This window comes from Pseudomonas fluvialis, assembly GCF_002835605.1.
GTDB lineage: Bacteria > Pseudomonadota > Gammaproteobacteria > Pseudomonadales > Pseudomonadaceae > Aquipseudomonas > Aquipseudomonas fluvialis.
The window spans coordinates 1-17934 of record NZ_PIYS01000022.1 but is presented as its reverse complement, the minus strand read 5'-3'; the positions used below and the strand labels follow the sequence as shown (position 1 = coordinate 17934).

The 17934-nt window shown below is 63.9% G+C and carries 15 protein-coding genes; 4 read left to right on the top strand and 11 right to left on the bottom strand.

Annotation, left to right across the window (positions count from 1 at the left end; genetic code table 11):
• Nucleotides 1-18 precede the first annotated feature (18 nt).
• The gene (locus CW360_RS12070) at nt 19-1350 is read left to right on the top strand and encodes an IS4 family transposase (RefSeq protein ID WP_170307333.1); all 1332 of its coding nucleotides are present in this window, start codon (nt 19-21) and stop codon (nt 1348-1350) included.
• Nucleotides 1351-1384: 34 nt separating this feature from the next.
• Here CW360_RS12070 and CW360_RS12065 read toward each other — a convergent pair whose 3' ends face one another.
• The 10 genes from CW360_RS12065 to CW360_RS12015 form a co-directional block, all read right to left on the bottom strand.
• Nucleotides 1385-1999, bottom strand: a complete 615-nt coding sequence (locus CW360_RS12065) for a TetR/AcrR family transcriptional regulator (RefSeq protein WP_093984620.1) — start codon at nt 1997-1999, stop codon at nt 1385-1387.
• Nucleotides 2000-2038: 39 nt separating this feature from the next.
• The gene (gene phaC / locus CW360_RS12060) at nt 2039-3712 is read right to left on the bottom strand and encodes a class II poly(R)-hydroxyalkanoic acid synthase (protein ID WP_101193876.1); all 1674 of its coding nucleotides are present in this window, start codon (nt 3710-3712) and stop codon (nt 2039-2041) included.
• A gap of 148 nt (nt 3713-3860) precedes the next feature.
• Nucleotides 3861-4718, bottom strand: coding sequence for a poly(3-hydroxyalkanoate) depolymerase (gene phaZ, locus CW360_RS12055; RefSeq protein WP_093984622.1), 858 nt, complete (start codon nt 4716-4718; stop codon nt 3861-3863).
• Between the two features lie 112 nt (nt 4719-4830).
• Nucleotides 4831-6507: a class II poly(R)-hydroxyalkanoic acid synthase gene (phaC, locus tag CW360_RS12050; protein WP_101193875.1), complete on the bottom strand. Its 1677-nt coding sequence runs from the start codon at nt 6505-6507 to the stop codon at nt 4831-4833.
• A gap of 271 nt (nt 6508-6778) precedes the next feature.
• Complete coding sequence (locus CW360_RS12040; RefSeq protein WP_093984625.1) at nt 6779-7150, bottom strand: gamma-butyrobetaine hydroxylase family protein; 372 nt, start codon at nt 7148-7150, stop codon at nt 6779-6781.
• Between the two features lie 73 nt (nt 7151-7223).
• Nucleotides 7224-8561 carry an ATP-dependent protease ATPase subunit HslU gene (gene hslU / locus CW360_RS12035; protein WP_093984626.1) on the bottom strand — a complete coding sequence of 446 codons (1338 nt, stop codon included), beginning with the start codon at nt 8559-8561 and terminating at the stop codon, nt 7224-7226.
• A gap of 23 nt (nt 8562-8584) precedes the next feature.
• Nucleotides 8585-9121, bottom strand: coding sequence for an ATP-dependent protease subunit HslV (gene hslV / locus CW360_RS12030; protein WP_093984627.1), 537 nt, complete (start codon nt 9119-9121; stop codon nt 8585-8587).
• An 87-nt stretch (nt 9122-9208) separates the two neighbouring features.
• Nucleotides 9209-9898, bottom strand: a complete 690-nt coding sequence (locus tag CW360_RS12025) for an SPOR domain-containing protein (RefSeq protein ID WP_093984628.1) — start codon at nt 9896-9898, stop codon at nt 9209-9211.
• Between the two features lies 1 nt (nt 9899).
• Nucleotides 9900-11639, bottom strand: coding sequence for an arginine--tRNA ligase (argS, locus tag CW360_RS12020; protein WP_101193873.1), 1740 nt, complete (start codon nt 11637-11639; stop codon nt 9900-9902).
• Between the two features lie 109 nt (nt 11640-11748).
• On the bottom strand, nt 11749-13968 hold the full coding sequence (locus CW360_RS12015; RefSeq protein WP_101193877.1) for a primosomal protein N': 2220 nt from the start codon (nt 13966-13968) through the stop codon (nt 11749-11751).
• 163 nt (nt 13969-14131) lie between these two features.
• On the opposite strand from CW360_RS12015, the gene rpmE reads away from it, so the two are divergent.
• From rpmE to CW360_RS12000, 3 genes are all read left to right on the top strand, one after another.
• Complete coding sequence (rpmE, locus tag CW360_RS12010; RefSeq protein ID WP_093984630.1) at nt 14132-14344, top strand: 50S ribosomal protein L31; 213 nt, start codon at nt 14132-14134, stop codon at nt 14342-14344.
• Nucleotides 14345-14373: 29 nt separating this feature from the next.
• Entirely contained in the window at nt 14374-15162 is a 789-nt protein-coding gene (locus tag CW360_RS12005) for a thermonuclease family protein (RefSeq protein ID WP_101193872.1), read from the top strand.
• Between the two features lie 112 nt (nt 15163-15274).
• Nucleotides 15275-16543, top strand: a complete 1269-nt coding sequence (locus CW360_RS12000) for a malic enzyme-like NAD(P)-binding protein (RefSeq protein WP_101193871.1) — start codon at nt 15275-15277, stop codon at nt 16541-16543.
• Between the two features lie 41 nt (nt 16544-16584).
• Here CW360_RS12000 and CW360_RS11995 read toward each other — a convergent pair whose 3' ends face one another.
• A complete protein-coding gene (locus tag CW360_RS11995) occupies nt 16585-17916 on the bottom strand; it encodes an IS4 family transposase (protein ID WP_170307333.1) in 1332 nt (443 codons plus the stop codon).
• Between the last annotated feature and the right edge of the window lie 18 nt (nt 17917-17934).

Genomic DNA, 17934 nt, shown 5'->3' with positions numbered 1-17934 from the left:
CCTGGCATCGGATTTTTTATGTCTCTGCAACAGCAACTGCTCGACTTAGGTGAACTGTTCAACTTCTCGGATCTGAGCACCTTCACCCAAAACATCCCGATCGAGTGGGTGGCATCCGCTCTGGACTTGTCCGCCCAGGCCACCATAAGGCGGCGGCGTCTGCCCAGCGATCAGGTGCTCTGGCTGGTGCTTGGCATGGCCTTGTTCCGTGACGAGCCGGTGCATGAGGTCGCACGACGCCTGAATATCTGTGCCCAGGGGCTGGCCTCTCACGACCTGCTGGCCCGAAGCGGTGTCACCGAGGCGCGTAAACGATTGGGTGCCGATCCGGTTGAGTGGCTGTTTCGTCAGACGGGTAACCAGTGGGGTTGCGAGCGCTATGAGGGCGATACCTGGCAGGGCCTGCAAGTATTGGCCGTGGATGGCGCACTCCTGCGCACCCCAGACACGCCTGAACTCCGAGAGCATTTCGGCTCCGGCAATACCTCCACCGAGCGCCAGACGCCGTTTCCCATGCTGCGACTGGTAGCCCTGATGAACGTGCGCTCGCACCTGATTCTGGATGCGCAGGTGAGTCCCTACCGGCGCAGTGAGATGCGCTTGGCCGATGAGTTTATGCAGCAGATTCCCAATCAGTCGGTGACGCTGTTCGATAAGGGCTTCTGGAGTGCCGACTTGCTGTTGCGCCTGGGCGCCGCAGGGGAAAGCCGGCACTGGCTGATTCCGGCCCGCCAAGGGCTGGTTGGCGAGGAAGTCGCTCGTTACGGCAAGGGCGATCGTTTGCTGCGCATGAAGGTGTCGGCACAGGCACGAAAGCGCAACCCCGACCTGCCGACGCACTGGGAGGTACGTGAAGTCAGCTACGCCGTGAAGGACAAGATCAAGACAGTGCTCACCTCGCTGCCTGCGGATACTTACAGCGCCAAGACCATCGCCAAGCTGTATCAGGAGCGCTGGGAGATCGAGCTGGGCTTCCGGGATATCAAAAGCTCTCTGCAGCAGAATGCGATGACCCTGCGCAGCAAGGTAACGGAGCTGGTCTACCAGGAGGTCTGGGGCTTGTTGTTGGCCTACAACATCATCCGCCGCGAAGCCGGTCAGGCAGCCGTCGCCTTCGGCCGCTCTCCGGGCGACATCCGCTTCAAACCAGTAGCTCAATACATCGCCGTGCAATTGATCGTGATGGCGGCGGCCAACCCGATTTCAGCAACAGGAACACGATTGTCGGAGCTGAGAGCAGGAATCGGTGGGCTGTTTCTGGATCACCGTCCAAGGCCATCAAGACCAAGGACGGTGAAGATCTCAAAGACCCGTTATCCAGTGGATCGAAAGGCTGCTCCGCTTAAGTGAACAGCATTACGGCCTTGTGCCGGGCTTTTGTTTTTCAGGCCTGCAGGTAGCTGTGCGCCAGCTGCTCGACCAGCTGGCGGGGTTGCTCCTGTAGGTGTGGTGCAGCCAGCATCATGACTTGGAATACCACCAGCTGGCTGTTGCCCGGGGTGCCGAGAATGCGTTGGTAATCCAGGGAGAACAGCAGGGTCAGGGTGATCTGCTCGACCAGCTGCCCTAGCGCCTGCGCCTCACTGACCAGCAGTCCTTCGGCCTTGAGGCGGGCCAGCAGGCTGGCCAGGGTGCGCTTGAGCGTGTTCAGCCAATGGCGCATGCCCTGGGCCAGGCGTGGCAGGCGGCTGGCCAGGTTGGAGAGGTCCTGGAAGAGGAAGCGGTACTGCGCCATGCGCTCGACGATCAGGTGTAGGAACAGCCAGTAGTCTTCGACGTCCAGCCTGGCTTCCAGCGGCGGGTCGAGCAGCGGCGCCATGTCTGCCTGGAAGCGTTCCAGCAGCTGCATGGTCAGCGGTTCCTTGCCGTGGAAGTGGTAGTACAGGTTGCCCGGGCTGATGCCCAGCTCGTTGGCGATGTCCAGCGTGGTGACATTCGGCTCGCCATCACGGTTGAACAGTTCGAGGGCGCAGTTGAGGATGCGGTCGCGGGTTTTCATGCCTTGCCTGTGTTCCCGTGCAAGAAGTGCTGAGCGGGCTCAGCGAACATGGACGTAACTGCCTGGAGCGGCCTGCAGTGGCGGATATTGAGCGTTGCCCAGTTGCTCGGGGCTGTCCTGCAGCTCACCGCTACGTGCCTGTAGCCAGCTCATCCACTCAGGCCACCAGCTGCCAGGCTGGCGAGTCGCGGTGCTCTGCCAGTCCTCGGGCGATGCAGCGCGATGTGCTGCGCTATAGAACCAGCCCCGGGTATTGTCCGGTGGGTTGAGGATGCTCTGGATGTGCCCGTTGTTGGCCAGCACGAAATGCTGTTGCCCGCCGAGCAGCAGGCCGGAGCGATGAACCGCCTGCCAGGGCGTGATGTGGTCGCTGATGCCGGCCACGCTGAAACTGTCCAGGCGTACCTTGCGCAGGTCGATGGCTTTGCCGCAGACCTGCAGCGTGCCGGCGTTACGCAGCGGGTTGTACTGGAAGAAATCCAGCAGCTCGCCATGCAGCGCGGCGGGCAGGCGGGTGTTGTCACTGTTCCAGTAGAGAATGTCGAATTCCGGAGGGCGCCGGCCGAGCAGGTAGTTGTTCACCCAGTAGTGCCAGATCAGGTCATTGGGGCGCATCCAGGCAAACACCCGGGCCATCTCCTTGCCATCCATCACGCCTTCCAGATAGCTGCGGCGCTTGGCTTCCTGCAGGGCCGCTTCGCTGGCGAACAGGCTTAGCGGGTTGTCCAGCTGGCTGTCCAGCAGGGTTACCAGATAGGTGGCGCTGGCCACGCGGCGCAGTTGTCGGCGCTGCTGCAGGTAGCCTTGCAGCAGCGCCATGCACAGGCCGCCGGCACAGGCGCCCATCAGGTTGACCGGCTGCTGCTGACAAATGTCGCGGCACACTTCCAGGGCCTGGGCGAGGGCGGCGACATAGTCGTCCATACCCCACTCGCGATGCGCGGGGTGCGGATTGCGCCAGCTGATCATGAATACCGCGATGCCTTGTTGCAGGGCATAGCGCACCAGGCTGTTATGTGGACTCAAGTCGAAGATGTAGTACTTGTTGATCTGCGGCGGCACGATCAGCAGCGGCCGCTGGTACTGGCGTGCTTGCTGCGGATGGTACTGGATCAGCTCCAGTTGCTCGTTGCGCCAGACCACCTGGCCCGGTGTGCAAGCCAGGTTGCCGCCGACACTGAAGGCCTGCTCGTCGACCTGGCGCGGCAGGCCATGGTTGTCACGCAGGTCGGCGAGTAACTGACAGGCCCCCTTGAGCAGGCTGTGCCCGCCGGTGTCCAGCAACTCCTTGATGGCTTGCGGATTGAGCGGGCTGTTGGACGGAGCCAGGGCGTCGCCCAGCAGACGCAGGACAAAGTGCGCGCGGGCCCGGTCATCGTCGCTCAGGCTGTTGTCGTCCAGCCAGGCATGCAGTTGCTGTTGCCAGGCCAGGTAGGCCTGCAGGGCGCGCCGGTACAGCGGATTGTGGCGCCAGGTCGGGTCGCTGAAGCGACGATCCTGCGGATCGGCCTGCAGCGTGCTGCGGCCGAGCAGGACCTGGAGTAATTGCGCACTGAGCTGCAGCAGGTGATGGCTGCTGGTCATTGGCTGGCGCAGCCCCTGCAGCAGCAGGAGTTTGAGGGTATCCAGCAGGTCGCGGCCCGGCAGGCCGAGCATGCTCTGCTGCACGCTAAGGGTTGTGTCCGTTGACAGCTTCTGCGGCTGTTCGGGCATGGGCGCTCCGTTGTCGTTCCGTGGTGCGGGAGCTGCAAGGCCTGTGCCTGTGTGCACGGCCAGCAGGTAGCCCGGCGAGGCGGGCATCTACACCCTGCCTGTTGTCCCGGAACGGGTCAAGCAGCAAGGCCCGACAAACGGGCCTGGTTCAGCTTGTACGGCTTGGTGCGGCGTGCGGATGAATGATGGCGCGTCGTTTTTCCTCGGCAAGGAAGCGCAGGATGATCGGTGCCACGCTTTCCGCGCGGGTCACCAGAAACAGGTGGCCATCGTCGATCACGTGCAGTTCCGAGTTGGGAATGCGCCAGGCCAGCATCTTCATGTTGATCAGCGGGATGATTGGATCATCATCGCCGGCCAGTACCAGGGTGGGCTGCTTGATGCGGTGCAGCCAGTGGAAACTGGTCCAGCCCAGGCCAGCGAACAGCTGCCAGTAGTAACCCAGTTTGCCACCCGAGCGCACCTTGCTGGCGTGTGCCAGGGCCAGCTTGGGGTCGCGGCGGAACGCCCCACCATAGATATCCGGGGCGATATGTACGCCGTAGGACGGCTGGATGTAGCGGCGCGGGCTGGCCATGCGCCAGAGTACCTTGGGTTTGCCGGGAACCATGATCGCCCCCGCGGCGGTCGCGGCAAGAATCAGTTTCTTGCAGCGCTCGGGGTAGTCGTGGGCAAACTGCTGGGCCAGTGCCCCCCCCCAGGACACGCCAATCACGTTGACCTGGCCGTAGTCGAGGTAGTCGAGCATGCGAGCGGCCAGCTTGGCCAGGCCGGGAAAGCGGTAAGGCGTGCTGGGCGTGTCGGAGCCACCCACGCCAGGCACGTCGAAGGCGATGATCTCCAGATTGGGATCCAGGGCGCGAACGAACGGCATGACCAGTTCGAGGTTGGCGCCGATGCCGTTGAAGATCAGCAGCGGCGTCATGGAGCCATCGCCTGGGCGTACCGCAGTACGCAGCGACTGGCCGCCAAGCTCGATGGTACGAAAAATGAAAGGTTGCGACATCGGTGCGAGGCCCTATGTAGTGGCTTGCGGCGTGCCGACGCCCATCCGGCATCGGGCCGGATGGGCGGGCGGCGTGGTGTGCCGCAAAGGGGTGAAGGTCGGGCCGGACCGCTTAGCGCTCGTGCACATAGGTGCCGGGGGAGGCTTCGGCGGGCGGGAAGGCCTTGCTGCCCAGATTGAAGTTGGTTTTCTTCAGCTTGCCGGAGCGTTCCTGCACCCAGCTCTGCCAGTGCAGCCACCAGGAGTCGGCGTGCTTGCTGCAGCTGGCCAGCCAGGCCTGCGGGTCGGCAGGCAGTTCGCTGTTGGTCATGTAGCGTGCCTTGGGGTTGCCCGGCGGGTTGAGGATGCTCTGGATATGCCCGCTGTTGGACAGTACGAACTCACACTTGCCGCCCAGCAACAACGCCGAGCGATAGCAGGCCTCCCAGGGCGTGATGTGGTCGGTAGTGCCGGCGACGCAGAAGAAGTCGCAGGTGACTTGCTTGAGGTCGATCGGCGTACCGCACACTTCCAGGGCATTGGCGCGCAGCAAGGGGTTGGTCTTGAACATTTCCACCAGCTCGCCGTGGAAGGCGGCCGGCAGACGTGTGGTGTCGTTGTTCCAGTAGAGGATGTCGAACACCGGCGGCTCGTTGCCGAGCAGGTAGTTGTTGACCCAGTAATTCCAGATCAGGTCGTTGGGGCGCATCCAGGCGAACACCTTGGCCATGTCCTTGCCCTCCAGCACGCCGGCCTGGTAACTGCGCCGCTTGGCGGCTTCCAGGGTCTGCTCGTCGGCAAACAGGGCTACCTGGGTGTCCAGGGTAAAGTCGAGCACGCTGACCAGCTGGGTGAAGGCATTGACCTTCTTCTCGCCGGTGGCCTGCAGATGGCCGAGCAGGGCGGCGGTGGTGATGCCGCCGGAGCAGGCGCCGAGCATGTTCAGGTCGCTAGCCCCGGTGATTTGCAGGATGGCGTCGATGGCTTCCTTGAGCGCATCGATATAGGTCGACAGACCCCACTCGCGCTGTGCCTTGGTCGGGTTGCGCCAGCTGACGATGAAGGTCTGGATGCCGCTGCGCAGGCAGAAGCGCGCCAGGCTTTTCTCTGGCGACAGGTCGAAGACGTAGAACTTGTTGATCTGCGGCGGTACCACCAGCAGCGGACGCTCGTGCACCTGCTCGTTGGTCGGCTTGTACTGGATCAGCTCCAGCACCTCGTTGCGAAATACCACGGCGCCTTCCGTGGTGGCCAGGGTCTTGCCGACCTCGAAGGCGGTCATGTCGGTCTGGCTGGGCATGCCACCGTTGTTGACCAGGTCCTTGGCCAGGTGCGACAAGCCGTCGAGCAGGCTCTTGCCGCCGGTTTCGAAGAAGCGCTTGACCGCTGCGGGGTTGGCCATGCTGTTGGTCGGTGCCATGGCTTCGGTCATCAGGTTGATGACGAAGTGGCCGCGACTGATGTCCTTTTCCGGCAGGTTGCTGTGGTCAATCCATTCATGCAGTTCCTTGCGCCAGGCCAGGTAGGTCTGCATGTAGCGTTTGTACAGGGGGTTCTGGCTCCAGGCCGGGTCGTTGAAGCGACGGTCGTCGCTTTCCGGGCTGAGCTCCGAGCTGCCCAGCAGCACGTTCTTCAGTTCCACGGCAAAGTGTGCGACATGCTTGGTGCTGTGGATCGGCTGGCGAATGGCCTGGCCCAGCACCATGCGCGCGCTGGACAGCAGGTCTTTGCCGCGCATGCCGATTACCGGATTGAGGCCTAGGGTGCTTTCTGCGGCTTGTAGAGGCAAGTCTTTATTCTTGTTGGTCATCTTCTTCGAACGCTCCATTGTCCTGAGACGGTTACCGGCCACGGCTGAGCAAGGCGCAGGGCAAGATCCGGTACGGCTCGGGTTCTTATTGCAGGGGTGCGAAGCGAGCTTCGCGCACTTTCATGACGCGGACATGGCCGTGTCGATGCAAGCTGCTGTTTTCCTGATTACCCGGCTTTCGGAGATTGCGCAAGCACTGCCTGGCGAGAGAATGGCACTGAGTATGACGGTGCGGATTAGAAAAAGCCTACTAACCGCGAGGCTGTAGGGCTCAGTCGAGCAGGCGCACGATACTTTCGTCCGGATCACGCCGCCGCCCGGCGGCATGCAGCTGTTGCAGATAGCGCTGCCACAGGCTGTCATGCTCGGTCGCCAACTGGTACAGGTAGTCCCAGTGGTACAGGCCGCTGTCGTGGCCGTCGTCGAAGATCAGCTTGAGTGCGTAGTTGCCAGCTGGCTCCACCGCCAGCAGGGCAACGTGCTGCTTGCCGTATTGCAGGATTGGCCGGCCATGCCCGCGCACCTCGGCAGAGGGCGAGTGGACGCGCAGGAATTCGGCATCGAGGCGATAGCTCTGCTCGCCGTAGCGCAGCTCGAGGATGCGAGAGGCTTTGTGCAGCTTGATGGCACTGGGGATGGGCATGAGCAGCTCCAAACGCCAAGCGCCAAGCCAACAGTCGTCGCGGTGTGCTTGTGGCTTGGCGCTGGTGGTTTTGTTAGAGGATGTAGCGCGACAGGTCTTCGTCCTGGGCCAGCTCGCCGAGGTGACTGTTCACATAGGCTGCGTCGATGCGAATGGGCGCCTCGTTGTGCTGCGCGGCCAGGTCGGCGGCACTGAACGATACTTCTTCGAGCAGACGCTCAAGCAGGGTGTGCAGGCGGCGCGCGCCGATGTTCTCGGTCTTTTCGTTGACTTGCCAGGCGATCTCGGCCAGGCGCTGGATGCCCTCTTCGGCAAACTCGATGCGCAGGCCTTCGGTCTGCAGCAACGCCGCATACTGCTCGGTCAGCGAGGCATGCGGTTCGCTGAGAATACGCTTGAAGTCATCCGGCGAGAGGGCCTTGAGTTCCACGCGGATCGGCAGGCGGCCCTGCAGTTCGGGAACCAGGTCGCTGGGCTTGCTCAGGTGGAAAGCCCCCGAAGCGATGAACAGGATATGGTCGGTCTTGACCATGCCCAGCTTGGTGTTCACCGTGCAGCCTTCGATCAGCGGCAGCAGGTCGCGCTGCACGCCTTCGCGGGACACGTCGGCACCGCCGACATTGCCGCGCTTGGCGACCTTGTCGATTTCGTCAATGAACACAATGCCGTGTTGCTCGACCGCTTCCAGGGCGCGAGCCTTGAGTTCTTCCTCATTGACCAGGCGCGCGGCTTCCTCGTCACGGATCAGCTTGAAGGCGTCCTTGACCTTGAGCTTGCGGGTTTTTTGCTTGCCCTTGCTGAGCCCGGAGAACAGGTTTTGCAGCTGGCTGGTCATTTCCTCCATGCCGGGCGGGCTCATGATTTCCACGCTGGCCGGGGTGTCGGCGACCTCGATGTCGATTTCCTTGTCATCGAGCTGGCCTTCGCGCAGGCGCTTGCGGAACAACTGGCGGGTGTTCGACTCGCCGCTGCCGGAAGCTTCTTCGCCAAAGCTGCGCGCGGGCGGCAGCAGGGCGTCGAGGAGGCGTTCCTCGGCGGCATCTTCGGCGCGAAAGCGCATCTTCTGGACTTCCTGCTCGCGCAGCATCTTCAGTGCGGCGTCGGCCAGGTCGCGGATGATCGACTCGACGTCACGCCCGACATAGCCGACCTCGGTGAATTTGGTGGCCTCTACCTTGAGGAAGGGCGCATTGGCCAGCTTGGCCAGGCGGCGGGCGATCTCGGTCTTGCCGACCCCGGTCGGGCCGATCATCAGGATGTTCTTTGGCGTGACTTCCTGGCGCAACTCGGCGGGCAGCTGCATGCGCCGCCAGCGGTTGCGTAGGGCAATGGCCACGGCGCGCTTGGCGTCATCCTGGCCGATGATGTGGCGGTCGAGCTCGGAAACGATCTCGCGGGGTGTCATGGACATGGCAAGGCTCCGCTGCATTCGGCTCAGACGGCCGAGTCCAGCTCTTCAAGGGTGAGATTCTGGTTGGTGAACACGCAGATGCTGCCGGCGATATGCAGCGCGGTTTCGGCTATCTCGCGGGCGCTCATGGCCGCATCGCCTTTCTGCAGCAGGGCCAGGGCGGCCGCCTGGGCAAAGCCGCCGCCGGAGCCCATGGCGATCAGACCGTGCTCCGGTTCGACCACGTCGCCATTGCCGGTGATGATCAGCGAGGCGTCCTTGTTGGCCACCGCCAGCATCGCCTCCAGGCGGCTCAGGCTGCGGTCGGTGCGCCAGTCCTTGGCCAGTTCCACGGCAGCACGCACCAGGTGACCCTGGTGTTTTTCCAGTTGTCCTTCGAAACGCTCGAACAGTGTGAAGGCGTCGGCGGTGGCTCCGGCAAAGCCGGCCAGTACCTGGCCGTGATAAAGGCGGCGGACTTTCTTGGCGTTGCCTTTCATCACGGTGTTGCCCAGGGAAACCTGGCCGTCGCCGCCCATGACGACTTTGCCATTGCGGCGTACGGAAACGATGGTGGTCAAGGGAGGCTGCTCCTGCTGGCGACTGATGCAGGACTATATGGGGCGACATGCCGCCCGCTTCAAGCCGCCACCAGCAAGAAAGCGTCTTTAACGCTGCTGCAGAAGCAGGTTGCCGAAGCCATCGGCGGCCAGGGCCTTCTGAGCGCTGGCCAGTTGTTCGCGGCTGGCATAGGGGCCGATAAGCACGCGGTGCCAGGTCTCCTCGCGCACCTTGCCGGACTCGATTTGCACGCTTTGCCCGAGCAGAATCAGCTGCGCGCGCATGCGGTCGGCTTCCTCGCGCTTGCGGAACGAACCGGCCTGCAGGAAAAACCGGCTGCCTGGCTGGGCGGCGGGTGGCGTGCTGGCAGTCTGCGCGCTGGCGACCTGCGGAGGCGGCGGCGGTACTTCGCCGCGTAGCGCGGCTTCGGCGCGTGCCTGGTCGATGCGCGCGGCTTCCTCGGCGCTGACGGTGGCCGGTGGTGGCGGTTCGTCGACCTTGGGTGAGCTGACCGGTGACTCCGGCAGCAGGGTGTAGAAGTCGTATTTGGGCTTGACCGGCTCCGGGCGTGCGCTCGGCGCGCTGCTCTGTGCCTGCGCTTTCGGTGCCTGGCGGGCCTGTTCCGGCTTGTTACGGCGCACCTCGTCACGGCCTGGTTCCAGGCTGAACAGGAACATGAAGAAACCGCCGATCACCAGCCCGCAGGCCAGCCATACCCAGCCAGGCACCGGCTTTTTCGCCGGGGCCTGATAGCGGCTGGCGCCGCGTTTCGGGGCCGGTTTCTTGCGCGCCGCCATGTTACATGCGCTCCAGCGGCTGCAGGCCGAGCAGCTCCAGGCCCTGCTTCAGGGTGCGCCCGCACAGGGCGGCCAGGCGCAGGCGGCTGCTGCGCTGCTGCGGGTCTTCGCAGGCGAGGATTGGACAGTGTTCGTAGAAGCTGGAGAACAGTCCTGCCAGGTCGTACAGGTAGGCGCACAGCAGGTGCGGCTCGCCCTTGTCGGCGACGTTGCCAAGCACTTCGGCGAACTGCGCGAGCTTGCCGGCCAGTGCCTGCTCCTGTTCGCTGTGCAGGCTGATCTGCCCGTCCAGTTGTTCGATGCTCTGGCCCAGTTTGCGGAAGATGCTGGTGATGCGCGTGTAGGCGTAGAGCAGGTAGGGTGCGGTGTTGCCTTCGAAGCTGAGCATCAGCTCGAAATTGAAGCGGTAGTCGCTGCTGCGGTGTTTGGACAGATCGGCATATTTCACCGCGCCGATGCCCACCGCACGGGCGATATGGCGCAGGCTTGGCTCGTCCAGTTGCGGGTTCTTGCCTTTGACCAGCGCATAGGCGCGCTCTTCGGCCTCGTTGAGCAGGTCGATGAGCTTCACCGTGCCGCCGTCACGGGTCTTGAACGGCCGGCCGTCGGCGCCGTTCATGGTGCCGAAGCCCATGTGTTCCAGCTGCATGCCGGGGTGTACGAAGCCGGCGCGGCGCGCCACCTCGAAGGCCATCTGGAAGTGCAGCGCCTGGCGCTGATCGACGAAGTACAGTGCGCGATCCGCCTTGAGCACTGCGCTGCGATAACGCATCGCAGCCAGGTCGGTGGTGGCGTAGAGGTAGCCGCCGCCGGCTTTCTGCACGATCACCGGCAGCGGATTGCCTTCGGCGTTCTTGAAATCGTCGAGGAATACGCACTGGGCGCCATTGTCTTCGGTCAACAGGCCCTTGCTGCGCAGGGCTTCGACAATTCCCGGCAGTTCGGCGTTGTAGGCGCTTTCGCCCTTGACGTCGGCCATGCTGAGTTTCACGCCCAGGCGGTCGTAGACCTTCTGGCAGTGCGACAGCGAGATATCGTTGAAACGGTGCCACAGGCGCAGGCATTCGGCATCACCGGCCTGCAGCTGGACGACCAGCTCACGGGCCCGTTCGGCAAACGCCGGTGCGGCGTCGAAGCGCTGTTTGGCGGCGCGATAGAAGCCTTCCAGGTCGGACAGCTCGCTTTCCGCGGCAGCCGGGTTTTCTTCCATGAAGGCCAGCAGCATGCCGAACTGGGTGCCCCAGTCGCCGACATGGTTCTGGCGGATCACCGTGTCGCCGAGGAACTCCAGGACCCGCGCCACGGCATCACCGATGATTGTCGAGCGCAGGTGGCCAACGTGCATTTCCTTGGCCAGGTTGGGCGAGGACAGGTCAATCACTACAGTCTGCGCCGGTCCGTTCTTGCGCACGGCAAGCTGGGCGTCGGCGAGTGCCGCTTCAAGGCGCTGGGCCAGGGCGTCGCTGTTCTGGAAGAAATTCAGGAAGCCCGGGCCGGCGATCTCCACCTTGCTGATCTGGCTGTCGACGGGCAGGGCGGCGACGATTTTTTCCGCCAGCTCGCGCGGTTTCAGCCCGGCCGGCTTGGCCAGCATCATGGCGATGTTGCTGGCGAAATCGCCGTTGCTTTTGTCCTTGGTGTTTTCCACCTGGATGCTCGGGGTCAGTCCGGCCGGGAGCTCGCCGGTCGCGACGAGGCTGGACAGGGCGTGCTGGATCAGGTGGCGAATGGTGTCTTTCATGGTCTGCTCGGTCGGCCGCGGCTGGTCGAAAACTGCGCATTATACGAGCAGCGGCAAGCGGCAAGCCATAACCGACAAGGAAAAGCGCATGACGCGGCGTGCCGGATGCCTAGAAAAGATCAAGCGGGTCGACGTCTACTGACCAGCGCACGCTGCGCGCTGAAGGCAGTGACTCGACCTGCGCCAGCAGGTTGCCGAGCAGACGGTGCAGACTGGCCCGCGCGCTGCCCTGTAATAGCAGTTGCGCGCGAAAGCGCCCGGCGCGGCGTTCCATGGGCGCGGGTACCGGGCCGAGCAGTTCGATGCCGCTCAGCTGCAGCTGGTCCAGCCACTGTTCGGCCAGGCTGCACACGTCATCGAGGAAGGCCTCGGCCTGGCCCGGCTGATGGGCCTCGGCGCGCAGCAGGGCCAGGTGGCTGAAGGGCGGCAGACCGGCAGCGCGGCGCTCGCTGAGGGCCTGTTCGGCAAAGGCGAAATAGCCCTGTTCGGTGAGTTGGACGAGCAGCGGGTGTTCGGCCAGGTGGGTCTGGATGAGTACGGTGCCCGGTGTTTCCGCCCGCCCGGCGCGTCCGGCGACCTGCACGATGAGCTGGGCCATGCGTTCGGGGGCGCGGAAGTCGGTGGAGAACAGGCCGCCATCGGCATCGAGGATGGCGACCAGGGTGACGCGGGGGAAATGGTGGCCCTTGGCGAGCATCTGCGTGCCGACCAGGATGCATGGCTGGCCCTTGCCGATGCTGTGCAACAGCTGCTCCATGCTGCCCTTGCGTGCCGTGCTGTCGCGGTCGATGCGCAGCACCGGCACCTCGGGGAATAGCGTGGTCAGGCGCTCTTCGGCGCGCTCGGTACCGGCACCCAGCGGGCGCAGGTCGACCTGCCGGCATTTGGGGCAGTTGCGCGGGCTGCGTTCGGCATGCCCGCAGTGGTGGCAGCGCAGTTCGCCGGAGCGCTGGTGCAGGGTCATCCGCGCGTCGCAGCGCGGGCACTGGCTGATCCACCCGCAGTCGTGACACAGCAGGGTCGGGGCAAAGCCACGACGGTTGAGGAACACCAGCACCTGCTGGCCGCGCTCCAGGGTCTGGCGCATGGCCTGTTGCAGGGGGCCGGAGATGCCCGAGTCGAGCGGCAGGCTCTTGATGTCCAAGCGCAGGAAGCGCGGTGGTTGTGCCGCGCCGGCCCGCTGGGTCAGGCGCAGCAGGGCGTAGCGGCCGGTATGGGCATTGTGCAGGCTTTCCAGGGCGGGCGTGGCCGAGCCGAGAACGATGGGCACGCTTTCCAGTTGCGCGCGCATCACCGCCAGATCGCGGGCGTTGTAGCGCAGGCCCTCCTGCTGCTTGTAGGACGCGTCGTGCTCTTCGTCGATGATGATCAGCCCTGGGCGCTTGAGCGGGGTGAACAGTGCCGAGCGTGTACCAATGATGATGTCGGCCTGGCCATCGCGCGCGGCCAGCCAGGCGTCCAGACGTTCGCGGTCGTTGACGTTGGAGTGCAGCAGGGCCAGGCGCGCATTGAAGCGCCGCGAGAAACGCTCCAGGGTTTGCGGACCGAGGTTGATCTCGGGGATCAGTACCAGCGCCTGCTTGCCAGCTTCCAGGCATTGCTGGATGAGCTGCAGGTAGACCTCGGTCTTGCCGCTGCCGGTGATGCCGGCGAGCAGGAACGGCTGGAAGCGATTGAAAGCCGATTGTACGGCGCTGACGGCCAGGCGCTGCTCGTCGTTGAGCGGCAGCGCGGGCTGTGCCAGCCAGCTGCCATGGCGCTCGCGGGGTGCCTGGCGGCGCTCTTCGAGGCACACCAGGCCTTTCTCCAGGAGCAGTTGCAGGCTGTCGCGATTGAGCTGCAACTGGCCGAGCAGGCTGTGCGCGATGCCATGCGGGTGCTGCGCCAGGGTACGCAGCGCCTCGCGCTGGCGCGGTGCGCGCAGCAGGCGCGGGTCGTCGAGGGAGGCCTGCGGCTGCTTGACCCAGAAACGTTCGACGCGCGCTTCGGCCGCTTCGCCCTGACGCAGCAGCACCGGTAGTGCCCAGCTGAAGGTGTCGCCGAGACTGTGCTGGTAGTACTGCGCGGTCCACTGACACAGGCGAAACAGGCTGGCCGGCAGCAGCGGTTGGCGATCCAGCAGGGCCAGCGCCGGGCGCAGCTTGTCGGCGGGCAGGCTGCTGTGGCTGGCCCGCTCGATCAGTACGGCGATCACCTCGCGCCGCCCGAAGGGCACGCGCAGGCGCACGCCGGGCTGCAGCAACTGTTCGCTGACCCCGGCCGGCGGTAGGTAGTCGAACAGGCGCCGCAACGGCGAAGGCAAGGCGAGGCGCAGAATCAGGTCAGGCACGGTGGGCTCCATCAGGCTGCGGCGATCCTAGCATTTCCGCGTGTCGGGCCAAGCCGTGGCGCGCTTGCATCCGCTTTTTGCTCTGGTATGATCGCCCGCCTGTTTGCGTGCGGTACTCGACATAGGGTCGGGTGGCGGCACAAATCTACCCGAGGAATCCTCCATGAAAGCCGATATCCACCCGAATTACGTTGAGATCGAAGCCACCTGCAGCTGCGGCAACGTGATCAAGACCCGTTCCACCCTGGGCAAGAACATCAGCCTCGACGTGTGCAACGAGTGCCACCCGTTCTACACCGGCAAGCAGAAGGTGCTGGACACCGGCGGCCGTATCGATCGCTTCAAGCAGCGTTTCGGCGTGTTCGGCACCAAGTAAGCCGAAGCATGCTCAGGACAGTGCACCTTATGCCTGGCCTGCTGCGAAAAAAGGCGCCCCTGCTGGGCGCCTTTTTTATCGCCTGGCTTTTCTCGCCCGCGCTGCAGGCCTTCTGCCCGCCGCCGCCGGCCGGTCTGCCGCAGGTGCGTGTGGAACGGGTGGTCGATGGCGATACCTTGCGCCTGCAGGATGGGCGCAGCGTACGGCTGATCGGCATCAATGCGCCGGAGCTGGCGCGCCGTGGCCAGCCGGCACAGCCCCATGCCCAGGCGGCTCGGCAGTACCTTGCGCAGCTGGTTGCGGCCAGTGGCGAGCGGCTCTACCTGCAGGCCGGTCGGCAGGCGCGGGATCGCTATGGACGCAGCCTGGCGCACCTTTACGACCGCCAGGGTGGCAGCCTGGAAGCACAATTGCTGGCGGCCGGCATGGGCTGGCAGGTGGTGGTGGCGCCTAACACCGCGCAGGCTGCCTGCCTGCAGCGTGCTGAGCGGCAGGCGCGTGCGCAGCGCCTGGGGGTGTGGCGTCAGCCGCAGTGGCTGCAGCCGGCGCAGTTGCAGCGCGGCGGCTTTGCATTGATCGCCGGGCGTGTGCAGCGTGTGGAGCGTAACCGGGGTGGCCTGTGGCTGGAAATGGACGAGCTGGTGGTACGTATTGCCAGGCCGCAGGCGGCAGAATTCGCCGCCATCGACTGGCCCGCGCTGCAGGGACAGCGCGTGGAAGTGCGTGGTTGGGTTGTCGAGCGACGTTCTGTCGCAGCGGGTCGTGCACGCTGGCAGTTGTCGCTGGAGCACCCGCTGCTGCTGCAGCCGGTGCGCTAAGCGGCAGGCGGCCGTGTCGGGCCGTGGCGCGGCGGGCGGTCTTGTTCGTGGACGGTATCTTCCGTATGCTCGGCCGCCTGCACGTCAACCAAAAAAAGCGGAAACCACCGACATGTCCGATCTGAAAACAGCCGCGCTTGACTATCATGCCCAGCCCCGTCCGGGCAAACTGAGCGTCGAGCTCACCAAGCCCACCGCCACCGCACGTGACCTGGCCCTGGCCTACAGCCCGGGTGTTGCCGAGCCGGTGCGGGAAATCGCGCGTGATCCGGAGCTGGCCTACCGCTATACCGGCAAGGGCAACCTGGTGGCTGTCATTTCCGATGGTACGGCGATCCTTGGCCTGGGCGATCTCGGCCCGCTGGCCTCCAAGCCGGTCATGGAAGGCAAGGGCGTGCTGTTCAAGCGTTTTGCCGGCATCGACGTGTTTGACATCGAAGTCGAGGCGGAAAGCCCGCAGGCCTTCATCGATACCGTTCGCCGTATCTCCATCACCTTCGGTGGTATCAACCTGGAAGATATCAAGGCACCCGAGTGCTTCGAGATCGAACGCACGCTGATCGAGCAGTGCGATATTCCGGTGTTCCACGATGACCAGCACGGCACCGCCATCGTCACTGCGGCCGGCATGCTCAATGCCCTGGAAATCGCCGGCAAGACCCTGCCGGAAGCCAAGATCGTCTGCCTGGGTGCCGGCGCTGCGGCCATTTCCTGCATGAAGCTGCTGGTCAGCATGGGCGCGAAGATCGAGAACATCTTCATGATCGACCGCAAGGGTGTGATCCATGCCGGTCGCGACGATCTCAACCAGTACAAGGCAGTCTTCGCCAGCGAAACCGACAAGCGCACCCTGCAGGATGCCTTGACCGGTGCTGACGTGTTCGTCGGCCTGTCCGGTGCCAACCTGCTGAGCCCGGATGACCTCAAGCTGATGGCCGACAACCCGATCATCTTCGCCTGCTCCAACCCGGACCCGGAGATCAAGCCGGAGCTGGCCCGCGAAGCGCGCCCCGATGTGATCATGGCTACCGGCCGTTCCGATTACCCGAACCAGGTCAACAACGTACTGGGCTTCCCGTTCATCTTCCGCGGCGCTCTGGACGTACGTGCCACGCGCATCAACGAAGAGATGAAGATCGCGGCTGCGCTGGCGTTGCGTGATCTGGCCAAACTGCCGGTACCGCAGGAAGTCTGTGACGCCTATGGTGGCATGGCGCTGTCCTTCGGTCGCGAGTACATCATTCCCAAGCCGATGGACCCGCGCCTGATCACCGAAGTGTGTGATGCCGTAGCCAAGGCCGCGCTGGAAAGTGGCGTAGCAACCCTGCCGTATCCGAAGAACTATCCGCTCAAGTCGGTGGATGACGTGTTCAACGGCTGAGTGTCGTGCTGCAGAAAAACCCGCCGCTGGCGTAATGCTGTTCACTTAAGCGGAGCAGCCTTTCGATCCACTGGATAACGGGTCTTTGAGATCTTCACCGTCCTTGGTCTTGATGGCCTTGGACGGTGATCCAGAAACAGCCCACCGATTCCTGCTCTCAGCTCCGACAATCGTGTTCCTGTTGCTGAAATCGGGTTGGCCGCCGCCATCACGATCAATTGCACGGCGATGTATTGAGCTACTGGTTTGAAGCGGATGTCGCCCGGAGAGCGGCCGAAGGCGACGGCTGCCTGACCGGCTTCGCGGCGGATGATGTTGTAGGCCAACAACAAGCCCCAGACCTCCTGGTAGACCAGCTCCGTTACCTTGCTGCGCAGGGTCATCGCATTCTGCTGCAGAGAGCTTTTGATATCCCGGAAGCCCAGCTCGATCTCCCAGCGCTCCTGATACAGCTTGGCGATGGTCTTGGCGCTGTAAGTATCCGCAGGCAGCGAGGTGAGCACTGTCTTGATCTTGTCCTTCACGGCGTAGCTGACTTCACGTACCTCCCAGTGCGTCGGCAGGTCGGGGTTGCGCTTTCGTGCCTGTGCCGACACCTTCATGCGCAGCAAACGATCGCCCTTGCCGTAACGAGCGACTTCCTCGCCAACCAGCCCTTGGCGGGCCGGAATCAGCCAGTGCCGGCTTTCCCCTGCGGCGCCCAGGCGCAACAGCAAGTCGGCACTCCAGAAGCCCTTATCGAACAGCGTCACCGACTGATTGGGAATCTGCTGCATAAACTCATCGGCCAAGCGCATCTCACTGCGCCGGTAGGGACTCACCTGCGCATCCAGAATCAGGTGCGAGCGCACGTTCATCAGGGCTACCAGTCGCAGCATGGGAAACGGCGTCTGGCGCTCGGTGGAGGTATTGCCGGAGCCGAAATGCTCTCGGAGTTCAGGCGTGTCTGGGGTGCGCAGGAGTGCGCCATCCACGGCCAATACTTGCAGGCCCTGCCAGGTATCGCCCTCATAGCGCTCGCAACCCCACTGGTTACCCGTCTGACGAAACAGCCACTCAACCGGATCGGCACCCAATCGTTTACGCGCCTCGGTGACACCGCTTCGGGCCAGCAGGTCGTGAGAGGCCAGCCCCTGGGCACAGATATTCAGGCGTCGTGCGACCTCATGCACCGGCTCGTCACGGAACAAGGCCATGCCAAGCACCAGCCAGAGCACCTGATCGCTGGGCAGACGCCGCCGCCTTATGGTGGCCTGGGCGGACAAGTCCAGAGCGGATGCCACCCACTCGATCGGGATGTTTTGGGTGAAGGTGCTCAGATCCGAGAAGTTGAACAGTTCACCTAAGTCGAGCAGTTGCTGTTGCAGAGACATAAAAAATCCGATGCCAGG